12 protein-coding genes are annotated in these 9,639 nt (G+C 54.7%); 8 read left to right on the forward strand and 4 right to left on the reverse strand.

Going from position 1 to position 9,639, the window contains the following annotated elements; all coding sequences use genetic code 11:
• Positions 1-2: 2 nt before the first annotated feature.
• Positions 3-884, reverse strand: a complete 882-nt coding sequence (locus B2Z72_RS13335; RefSeq protein ID WP_296981243.1) for a class I SAM-dependent methyltransferase — start codon at positions 882-884, stop codon at positions 3-5.
• A gap of 119 nt (positions 885-1,003) precedes the next feature.
• Here B2Z72_RS13335 and B2Z72_RS13340 point away from each other — a divergent pair, with 119 nt between their 5' ends.
• Positions 1,004-1,597 (forward strand): DedA family protein, encoded by a 594-nt coding sequence (locus B2Z72_RS13340; RefSeq protein WP_296981244.1) that lies wholly within the window; start codon positions 1,004-1,006, stop codon positions 1,595-1,597.
• Positions 1,598-1,662: 65 nt separating this feature from the next.
• On the opposite strand, the gene B2Z72_RS13345 is transcribed toward B2Z72_RS13340, so the two are convergent.
• Positions 1,663-1,905, reverse strand: coding sequence for a hypothetical protein (locus B2Z72_RS13345; RefSeq protein WP_296981246.1), 243 nt, complete (start codon positions 1,903-1,905; stop codon positions 1,663-1,665).
• 168 nt (positions 1,906-2,073) lie between these two features.
• Here B2Z72_RS13345 and B2Z72_RS13350 point away from each other — a divergent pair, with 168 nt between their 5' ends.
• Positions 2,074-3,102, forward strand: coding sequence for a DUF3549 family protein (locus B2Z72_RS13350; protein WP_296981248.1), 1,029 nt, complete (start codon positions 2,074-2,076; stop codon positions 3,100-3,102).
• Entirely contained in the window at positions 3,099-3,539 is a 441-nt protein-coding gene (locus tag B2Z72_RS13355; protein WP_296981249.1) for a YchJ family protein, read from the forward strand. The genes B2Z72_RS13350 and B2Z72_RS13355 overlap by 4 nt, the downstream gene beginning before the upstream one ends.
• A 34-nt stretch (positions 3,540-3,573) precedes the next feature.
• Here B2Z72_RS13355 and B2Z72_RS13360 read toward each other — a convergent pair whose 3' ends face one another.
• Positions 3,574-3,855 carry a hypothetical protein gene (locus B2Z72_RS13360; RefSeq protein WP_296981250.1) on the reverse strand — a complete coding sequence of 94 codons (282 nt, stop codon included), beginning with the start codon at positions 3,853-3,855 and terminating at the stop codon, positions 3,574-3,576.
• A 151-nt stretch (positions 3,856-4,006) separates the two neighbouring features.
• Between B2Z72_RS13360 and B2Z72_RS13365 the strand changes: the two genes are divergently transcribed.
• The 4 genes from B2Z72_RS13365 (at position 4,007) to lipB (ending at position 7,359) form a co-directional block, all read left to right on the forward strand.
• Complete coding sequence (locus B2Z72_RS13365; RefSeq protein WP_296981252.1) at positions 4,007-5,056, forward strand: hypothetical protein; 1,050 nt, start codon at positions 4,007-4,009, stop codon at positions 5,054-5,056.
• A 150-nt stretch (positions 5,057-5,206) separates the two neighbouring features.
• Entirely contained in the window at positions 5,207-6,346 is a 1,140-nt protein-coding gene (locus tag B2Z72_RS13370; RefSeq protein WP_296981254.1) for a D-alanyl-D-alanine carboxypeptidase family protein, read from the forward strand.
• Between the two features lie 111 nt (positions 6,347-6,457).
• Positions 6,458-6,730: a YbeD family protein gene (locus tag B2Z72_RS13375; protein WP_296981256.1), complete on the forward strand. Its 273-nt coding sequence runs from the start codon at positions 6,458-6,460 to the stop codon at positions 6,728-6,730.
• Positions 6,730-7,359 carry a lipoyl(octanoyl) transferase LipB gene (gene lipB, locus B2Z72_RS13380; protein WP_297005021.1) on the forward strand — a complete coding sequence of 210 codons (630 nt, stop codon included), beginning with the start codon at positions 6,730-6,732 and terminating at the stop codon, positions 7,357-7,359. Before B2Z72_RS13375 ends, lipB begins: the two co-directional genes overlap by 1 nt.
• A gap of 87 nt (positions 7,360-7,446) precedes the next feature.
• Here lipB and lipA read toward each other — a convergent pair whose 3' ends face one another.
• A complete protein-coding gene (gene lipA / locus B2Z72_RS13385; protein ID WP_296981259.1) occupies positions 7,447-8,538 on the reverse strand; it encodes a lipoyl synthase in 1,092 nt (363 codons plus the stop codon).
• A gap of 295 nt (positions 8,539-8,833) precedes the next feature.
• Here lipA and B2Z72_RS13390 point away from each other — a divergent pair, with 295 nt between their 5' ends.
• On the forward strand, positions 8,834-9,511 hold the full coding sequence (locus tag B2Z72_RS13390; RefSeq protein WP_296981261.1) for a TorF family putative porin: 678 nt from the start codon (positions 8,834-8,836) through the stop codon (positions 9,509-9,511).
• Positions 9,512-9,639 lie beyond the last annotated feature (128 nt).

Below are 9,639 nucleotides of genomic sequence, written 5' to 3' on the forward strand. Positions count from 1 at the left end.
CTTCAGGCATTGACTGAGCAGCGGATCAGGCGCACCAGAGTCTGTGTTCTGGCGCGCGGCAGATTGAGCGAATCGTAAAACGCTGCGGGGTCATGCACCTCAACCTTATCAAAACCGTCTTCATGGAACCCGGCGCGGATTGCATCGTCTGAAGAGTAGTGCAGCGGCCATTGTCCGCGGGTGAACAGGCCGACCAGTTTCTGGGCCAGTTTCACATAGCGGTAAGACGGATGATCGGCAAAATCGGGATACAGATCGGTTACGTAGAATCCGGCATCGAATTTCTTAAGGCTGACGGCCATGCGCGACCAGACTTCACGGATCAGCGGCAGTTCGAAATAATTCACCAGACCTTCAGTGACGATGACCGTGCGTGCCGCAGGATTCAGCGTGTTCAGCAGTGAGTGAACCGATAGCGGGCCATCATTCAGCAGAATATTGCAGGGCATTACCTGATGCTCCGGGCCGCAATCAAGTTCACTGAGCAGGCGCGCTTTGCGTGCTGCCATAGCTGGCAGGTCAGCCTCCACATAGCGGATATGCGGGTATTTGCGGCGCAGACGATAGCCCCGGGGCGACAGCCCGGCAGCGATTTCCACCACCTGAGTGACGCCGTGATTTTCAATCAGATCACTGACCAGGTGGTCGATGACCCGATGACGCTGTAACAGAAAAGTATCAATATCCGCGCCAGCCACGGAGCGCAGGAAGGCATTAACCGGCGCCAGCGCCAGGCCAGCGATGCGGCCAGCTGGTGTTACAAATTCGCGCTGCGACAGACCGTGCCGGTACCAGACCTGGCCGGTGTAGTGGGCGCTGATGCTGATGCGTGAGGTATCTGCTGTGTCTTTGGTCTGGCTGTCGGGCAGAGAGTGAGAAGTCATACGTTTTATTATTCTTGTTATAGGTTGATCCGGTAACTGCAGAATAAAGTCATTAACCTCTGCTGTGAAGGGCAGAAAGACCATGGTGCCAGTTGTGTACCATGACGGAGGAGTACAGCGTGAGCGAATTTCTGCAGCAGGCGATGCAGTCCGCACCGGCATTGCTGGTGATGGTATGTCTGCTGGCGGCGGTGGAATCATTGGTGGTGATTGGTTTGCTGGTACCCGGCATGGCCGGGCTGGTGGCGCTGACACTGGCGGCTGCGGCTGCGGGGTTACCGCCTTTCTGGTGGTGGCTGGCGGGGGCGCTCGGAGCCATTGCCGGCGATGGCATCAGTTTTCATATAGGGCGTTTCAGCCGCAGAGGGCTGCATCAGTGGCCAGTGCTTAAGGATCATCCACAATGGCTGGAGCGCGGTTACCGCTTCTTTCACGACTATGGCGTGGTGAGCATTGCCATCGGACGGTTTGTCGGACCGTTAAGGCCGTTGATTCCGGCGGTTGCTGCGGTGTGTGATATGCCAGCAGCGCGCTTCTGGTGGGTGAATATACTCTCCGGCTGTGCCTGGGCGGCGGCCTGGCTGTTACCGGTTTACTGGCTGGGTAAGGAGGCGCTGCAGCATATTTCCGGACCGCGCATGCTGCTGATCTTTGCTGTCGTGTGCGTGCTGGCGTTTGTGGTCAGCAGTCTGCTGGCGCGGCGTTCAAAATAATAAGGGCTATCGACGTTTGGGAGGGCAGCGACTGTCGTTGCTGTTCGTTAGTCGTCGGCTTTTCTTTAGTCGTCGGCTTTCTTTGCCGCGCGTAATTCGTTGCGCGTCTGGTTAAGTTCGAACTTAATGCCCGCCAGCTCCTGTTTCAGGGCGCTGCTTTCCTGTTGTTCTTTGCGGTGTTGCTCAGCGATCTCATTGAGTGCCTGTTCAGCTTCCTGCACCTGGGCTTTCCAGCGCTGCGATAAAATGTAGCCAACGACACCGCCGCCGATGATAAAACCTGCAAGAGCTGCAAAAACAAAAGGCATATTCTTTCTCCCGGAAATTAGCCCGCTCAGGATAACCGAAAACGCCCGGGGCTTCGCCTGTTTCCCTATGATCGCCGTTGGTCTTTGACTGTAATTGTCAGCGTGGCGGGCATAAGCCAGCTAAAAACTGGTAAACTCCGCGCCAAATCAGCAGATAAGGGGCAGGTCGTGACCATCGGTGAACTGGTAGCCAACAGTGGCGCACAAATGCGGGTATTTGATCTCGGGCGCAGAATCGAGGAAATCCCGGTGGATTTTTTCGCCCGCTTTGAAGCGCTGGCGGAACCTTATCCTGTGCCGTATCTGAAGCAGGCGTGGCTCGGTATTCTCAGCTGGAATCCGGATGAGCCGGGCCAGCACAATATCTGGTTCCTGAAACTGCCTTTGGACGAACAGAACATTCTGCAGCCGGGCCCGCGGGATGCCTTTCTGCAGCATTGGCTGCAGGTCGCTGCCGCCCCAAAAAAACAGCATGGCGAAGCGCCGTGCAGTTATAAGCCGGATGCGAACCGCATGGCGTATTTTCATGCGCTGGCGCTGCGCGCTCTGGGTCAGGATGCCACTCAGTATTACAGCACTGCGCGGGCCTATCTGAGCGGTGATATGGGTTGGGATAAATGGCAGCAGCTGGGTCTGCAGGGGCTGGCCGAAGTCGTTGCCCGTCTGGACGAAGATCACAACAGCCTGCTGGTGCAGAATGCATTGCCGCATATGCCAAAGGTACCGCGCAATGCCTTGCTGGGTTTTCTGGAAAGTCAGCAACCAGGGCAGGCGCTGACCACAGTGATCAACGATACCCTGTCAAAAGTCGTGGCTGAGGGCGCCGATGCGGCGGACCTTGCCGCCTTTGCCCGGGCACTCTCACAAAGCGTCAATGCCGATCAGCGTATTCTGTTATTACAGGCACTGCTGCAGCACCCGGCCAAACACTCCATTGAATTGTTGGCCGCTTTGGGCAGCCGTTGCTGGCGCGACCTGCGCGGCAATCTGTTATTGAATTATCTCGAGTGTCTGGCGCGCAACGATCAGGGTGAAGGTGCATTTAACGCGCTGGTTGGTGATCTGCTGTCTCTGCCCGGTATGCGCCCGCACTTTATGGCGGTGCTGGGTTCGCCGGAACGCAGTGATGAACTGGTTGCCGCGGTAGAGAAATTATTCTCAATGGTGCGCACCGGCGGTAACGGAGCACTGCAGTGACGCTCTGTCCCTGTGGATCAGGCCTTGATTACGCTGTCTGCTGCGGTCTGCTGCATAACGGTCAGCCGGCGTCGTCACCTGAGGCACTGATGCGTTCGCGTTATTCTGCGTTTGTAATGGGGCATACTGATTACCTGTTGCGCAGCTGGGCGCAGGAAAACCGTCCTGCTGAGCTTGTTGCCGATGATACTCAATGGTGCGGGCTGGAAATTTACGACGCATCTGAACAGGGTAATAAGGGCAGGGTGCGCTTTGCGGCGCGCTTCCGTGATCAGGATGGCTATCAGGAGCTGACTGAGACGTCGCGCTTCAGACGTGATGACGATGGCTTCTGGCGTTATGTTGATGGCGATGCTCAATGCCGTCGCTGGCAACCAGGACGTAATGACAACTGCCCATGTGGCAGTGGTAAAAAATTCAAGAAATGCTGCGGCTGAAACCGCAGCGGATTATCAGCCGGCAACCGCAGGCTTACTGATCATTTTTAGGGTGCGCCATGCCTTTGATCAGCATCCCCCAGACCATGGCGAACATACCGATCACGGAAACCAGCATGCCCAGATTCACCACCAGTGTATGGCGCTGGTAGAAGGTAACGATGGGCTGTTCAGTCTCTGCGCACACCTGATTAACGAAATCGAAATGCTTGCCGCTTTGCAGGCAGTCGGTCATGGCTGACATCTCGATGCCGTAGAAAATAAGCAGAATAACGCCCGGCAGGGCGAATAAAACGGATCCGGCACGCAGCCACATAAGATCACTCCGGGTTAAAGAAACTTGACAATAGAGGCCAAAACTCTGCATTTTACCCTAAGGAGCCACGGAATGAATCCACAGAAGATTTATTGGGGTCCGTAATACAAAGCGCCTGATTAAAACGATAACAACGAAGAGCTGCAGATCCATGAAAGGATTAATATCACATGCCCTGTTGGTGTGCGCTGTATTGGCGTCGCCGGTACAGGCTGCTAATGAAGACCTGTTGGGGGCCATCAAAGCCGACATCGCAGCCAAGCGACTGTCGAGTCCGGCGGGCAATAATGCCCTGGAAAAAATTGACCGCATCCGTCAGGAAAATCCGTTTGATTTCAGCATCGTGCCGCTTACCTATAAGTGGGGCGAAGCCTATGTCGAGCTGGCAGAAAGCGCGATCAGCGCGAAAGATTATGCCCGTGCGCAGAGTTACCTGGATAAAGTCTGGCTGGTTGCAGCGCTGACCCCGGGGCTGGAAGAGGCGCAGGCAAAGCTGGATAACGTCTTCAAGGGCAAACCTCAGCTGGCCGCCAGTATTGAAAATACCGCGCCGGATAAAGCCGAGCTGGAGCGTCAACGCCAGCTGGCACAGGCTGCCGCAAAAGAAAAAGCCCGGGCGGAAGCGGAGCAGAAACGCAAAGCGGAAGAAGAAAAACGCCTTGCTGCTCAGGCTAAAAAGCAGGCGGCAGAAGAGCAGCAACGGCGTCAGCAGGAAGAACGCCAGCGTCGTGCCGCGGCTGAAAAAGCAGAAAAAGCAGCCCAGGCGCAGCGTCTCGCAGCGGCCAAATCTACAGTAAAAAAGCCTGCAGCAACTCAACCTGTGGCCAGTAAAGCGGTAGCTGCTGCTGTGTCTGCGGATGCAGCAGAAGTTGCAGAATTGTGGAATGAAGCAAAAGAAGATTCTGCGCCTATTGCCAGTTATCCGGTGGAAGACAAACTGCTCGCCGACCGCAACCGCGATATCGTTGATTCGCTCGAGCCTGTGTGCAAAGCGATTCTGGATAACGATGCTTCGGTGGTGATTCATACAGGAAATAAAGCCGATTATCGTTGGCTGACGGTGCGCCTTACTCTGTGTTTGCGCCGCATGGATACCACTTTCCGTTTGCGTCACAGCTTTGAAGCGGTAGCGGATAACAATCCGTTTGTTACCCTGCACCCTTCGCGGGAAACATCGCTGGTTCGTCAGAGTTCGGATTAATGTGCATTTCCCGGTCGGGTTTTCACCTCCGGCCGGGAACTTAGCAGCAGTCAGTCAGTCTTTCCCTCCGGGGCCGTTTTGCGGCCTGCAAAAAACATTCAGCGTGGTACAATGCGCGCCCGTATCCAAACGACGGTTTTGAGTCCCTATATGCGTCTTCTGTTAGTTACTTTATTTACCTTTTTGTCTTTTACTTCACAGGCAGCAGTTATCGTGCCGAAAGCCCCGGATCTTGATGCCTCTGCTTATATCCTGATGGATGCAGAAAGTGGCCGGATTCTGGTTGAGCACAATGCCGATGAGCGTCTTCCACCTGCCAGTCTGACCAAAATGATGACCAGTTATATTGCGGTGCATGAACTGGAAACAGGTAATGTGGCAGAAGACACTCTGGTGCCAATCAGTGAAAAAGCCTGGCGCAAAGGCGGCTCAAAAATGTTTGTCGAAGTTGGCAAGCAGGTGAAGCTGATTGATCTGCTGCGCGGCATTATCGTGCAGTCAGGCAACGACGCATCCGTCGCCGTGGCAGAATATTTTGCTGGTTCGGAAGAAGCCTACGCAGGCTGGATGAACCAGTATGCAGAACGCTTCGGCATGACCAATACCCATTTTGTTAACGCCACGGGCTGGCCTGCCGATGATCATTACACCACCGCCCGCGATCTGGCGCTGCTGTCACTGCACATCGTCAATGATCACCCGGATTACTATGGTCTGTATTCTGAGAAATACTACGAGTACAACGATATCCGCCAGCCAAACCGCAACAAGCTGCTGTGGCGCGATCCTTCCGTTGATGGTCTGAAAACCGGTCATACCGAAGCCGCAGGATACTGTCTGGCAGCTTCTGCCATCCGCGAAAACACCCGTCTGATTGCCGTCGTGATGGGAACCCGCAGCGATGAAGCCCGTGCCCGTGAAACCCAGAAGCTGCTGGCTTATGGCTTCCGTTATTACGAAACCCGCAGCCTCTATGAAGGTGGTGAAGTACTGCAGTCTGCTGATGTCTGGCTGGGCGCCACTGACAGTGTCGAGCTGGGCGTGGAAAAACCACTGTCTCTGACTCTGCCACGCGGCCTGAAAGGTGAGCTGGATGTGAACATCGCCACCGATGAATTTATTGAAGCACCGATTGCAGCGGGTCAGAAGCTGGGTACGTTGACCATCAGTAAAGACGGTGAAGTGTTGGCACAGCGCCCGCTGGTTGCACTTTCCTCTGTCGAAGAGGCCGGTTTCTTTGGCCGCCTGATGGGCAGCATCAAGATGTTCTTCGTAAAACTGTTCGCCTGAGCTGATTGATTCAGCCATGACTGTCACCGGGTAAGCTATTTACCCGGTGCACCTTGAATTACCCACCGGCAATAACCATATAGCGCTCTGATATTCAGAGAGGATCCTGCTGTGAGCCAGCCCGAAGCCCCCAAAATTGAGTTCCCCTGCGCCAACTACCCGGTCAAAGTTCTGGGCCATGGCAAGGACGACTACGAAGCCGTCATTCTTGAAATTGTGCGTATTCATGCACCGGATCTGGATGTTGAGCGTATTTCCGTGCGTGACAGCAAAAACGGCCGCTTCCGCGCACTGACGGTGTACATTACCGCCACCGGGATTGATCAGCTGCAGAACCTGCATCAGGACCTGATGGCCCACGAATACGTGCACATGGTGATCTGATGACAGATACACATATCCGCTCGCTCGGCCTGCAGCCTTATGAGGCTGTTTACGATGACATGCTGGCGTTCACTTCCGGGCGCGACAAAGACACCGCAGATGAACTGTGGTTTCTGCAGCATGAGCGGGTATTTACTCAGGGACAGGCGGGTAAGGCAGAGCATATTCTGTTACCCGGTGATATTCCTGTGGTGCAGGCCGACCGCGGCGGCCAGGTGACTTATCATGGTCCGGGGCAGCTGGTGGTGTACCTGATGATCGACATCAAACGCAAAGGCTGGGGCCCGCGCGCGCTGGTGACAGCCATTGAAGACGCTATCGTCGCCACTCTGAAGCGCTGGTCAATTGACGCACACTCCAAACCTGATGCGCCTGGGGTGTACGTTGGCGAGCGCAAGATTGCCTCTCTGGGGCTGCGTATCCGTCATGGCCGTTCGTTTCATGGTCTGGCTCTGAACGTGGATATGGATCTCGAACCTTTCCATCGCATAAATCCCTGCGGCTATGCTGGTATGGAGATGACTCAGATCGTCAACGAGACGGATCAGCCAGTGACGTTTGCCGACGTTGAGGAAGAATTACAGCGCCAGCTGCTGACTCTGCTGGAGGGTGGGGCGGACGCCGGCTGACAGCAGTTAAGGTAACCGCAGCGACCGCAGACATAAAAAAGCCAGACACTGAGTCTGGCTTTTTTATGTCTTTTTGGCGAGTCAGAATTACTGACTGACCGGGGTGATCGGAATCAGATTTTCCGGCTGCTCTGCCGCGCTGGCTTCAGAACCCGGAATGGTCGGTAATTCGATGCCCAGATTGTTCTTGTTGAACATCTTATCGGCACGGTAGCTGGAACGTACCAGCGGGCCGGACGCCACTTCCATAAAGCCTTTTTCCAGACCGATTTCACGGTAGCGGTTGAACTGCTCAGGAGTTACGTAGCGGTCCACCGGCAGGTGATTTTTGGTCGGACGCAGGTATTGGCCAAGGGTCAGTACGTCAACGCCAGCCGCCAGCAGGTCGTCCATGGTCTGATAAATTTCTTCATCGGTTTCGCCGATGCCAACCATGATTGAACTCTTGGTGATCACAGCTGGGTTGTGGCGTTTGGCAAAGGCCAGTACGTCCAGCGTTTTGCGGTAACCGGCGCGTTTATCGCGTACCACATGGGTCAGACGCTCAACGGTTTCAACGTTCTGGGCAAACACATCCAGACCGGAATCCACTACCAGGGCGACATGCTCTTCAACACCGTCAAAATCCGGGGTCAGGGCTTCTACGCGGACTTCCGGAGTGCGTTGCTTGATTGAGCTGACACAGGCAGCGTAGTGCGCGGCACCGCCATCGGCGAGATCGTCACGGTCCACTGACGTTAACACGATATAACGCAGGCCCATGAGTTGGACGGATTCAGCCGTGTTGGCCGGTTCATCGTGATCCAGCCAGCCTTTCGGGTTACCGGTGTCGACTGCGCAGAATTTACAGGCACGGGTACAGACTGAACCCATCACCATGATGGTAGCAGTACCGTTGGCCCAGCACTCGCCCATATTCGGGCAGTGGGACTCTTCGCAGACGGTGCTCAGCTTGTGGCTGCGCACGTTGGCTTTTACGGCTTCAAAGCGCTGACCACCCGGTAATTGCGCCCGTAACCAGGCCGGCTTGCGGGTTACCGGAGCTTCAGCTTCATCGCTTTTACGGGTCCGCATACCGTCTTTAATGGCGTTAAATCCGTGTTCGCTGCGAAACTTTTCGCCGCTGCGGGCTGCTTTCTGAGCTTCGGTTGCGGAACTGGCTGGGGATTCTTTACTCATGCGGTTTTACTCACGGGGCTGTGCCTGTGTGATCCGGAGTGGTCCGGGTCTTTCAGGCGCTCTTACAGTGCGCAGTCTTACGCCCTGATTGAGAGATAAAATTTACGGCTAAATATGTCGCTAAGTTTATCACAAGCGGGCCTGCAGTTGATCAGCATTTGTCCGCTGTTTGCTTCCCTGAGCGACACTGACCTTTGCGCGTTGCGCGCGAATTGTCATAACAGGGAGGTTTTTCACGGTTTTATCACAGCGCCTGTGACATATTGCCGCCGATGATAATAAACCGGGAGATCCCATGAAACCGATTGCTTTACTGGCTGCTCCGGCAGCGCTTCTGATGACCTCTGCAGCCATGGCCGCCAATGTTTCTTATAACGCAGCGCTGGTGTCTGACTACCTGTTCCGCGGCCTGACCATGACGGATCACGATCCTGCGATTCAGGGCGGTGCTGACGTTAAAAATGGCGACGCCTATGGCAGTGTGTGGTTTTCTAATGTTGATACGCCGGATGACTCGGAAGGTCTGCCGGTGGAGATGGATGTGAACTTCGGCTACAACCTACGCTTTAACGGCGGTTTTAACCTGGATCTGGAAATCCTGACCTATAACTATCTGACCGATGGTCTGTCAGATGAAACGGAATTCAAGATAGGCACCAGTCCGACACGCAATGTCACCATCGAGCTCTATCGTGGAGTGAAAAACAAGTACTGGTACCCGGAAATCAGCTACGAGAAAAACCTCGATTACCGCCTCTACCTGGATCTGTCTGCCGGCTACTGGTCGCCGGATGATGCTGATGATTCTGCCTTTACTTTCCGTGCAGAGTTAGCCCGCGATTTCCCTGAGCTGGGCCATGTGGATATTTTTATCGCAGCAGATTACATCTCGGATGAAACACCGTTCGGGAATGCCGGTGATGATGACGATTCAGATACAAGCTTCGTCTTTGGTGTACGTAAAAACTTCTGACACAAAAAAGCCCGCACTGAGCGCAATGCTGTTCACTTAAGCGGAGCAGCATTGCGATTCACCGGATAACGGGTTTTGCTTATCTTCACCATTCGGGGCCTAATCGGCCTCGGGTTCTTTCTGTTCAG

It is taken from the genome of Thalassolituus sp. UBA6592 (assembly GCF_002433655.1).
In the GTDB taxonomy this organism is placed as follows: domain Bacteria; phylum Pseudomonadota; class Gammaproteobacteria; order Pseudomonadales; family Oceanobacteraceae; genus Venatoribacter.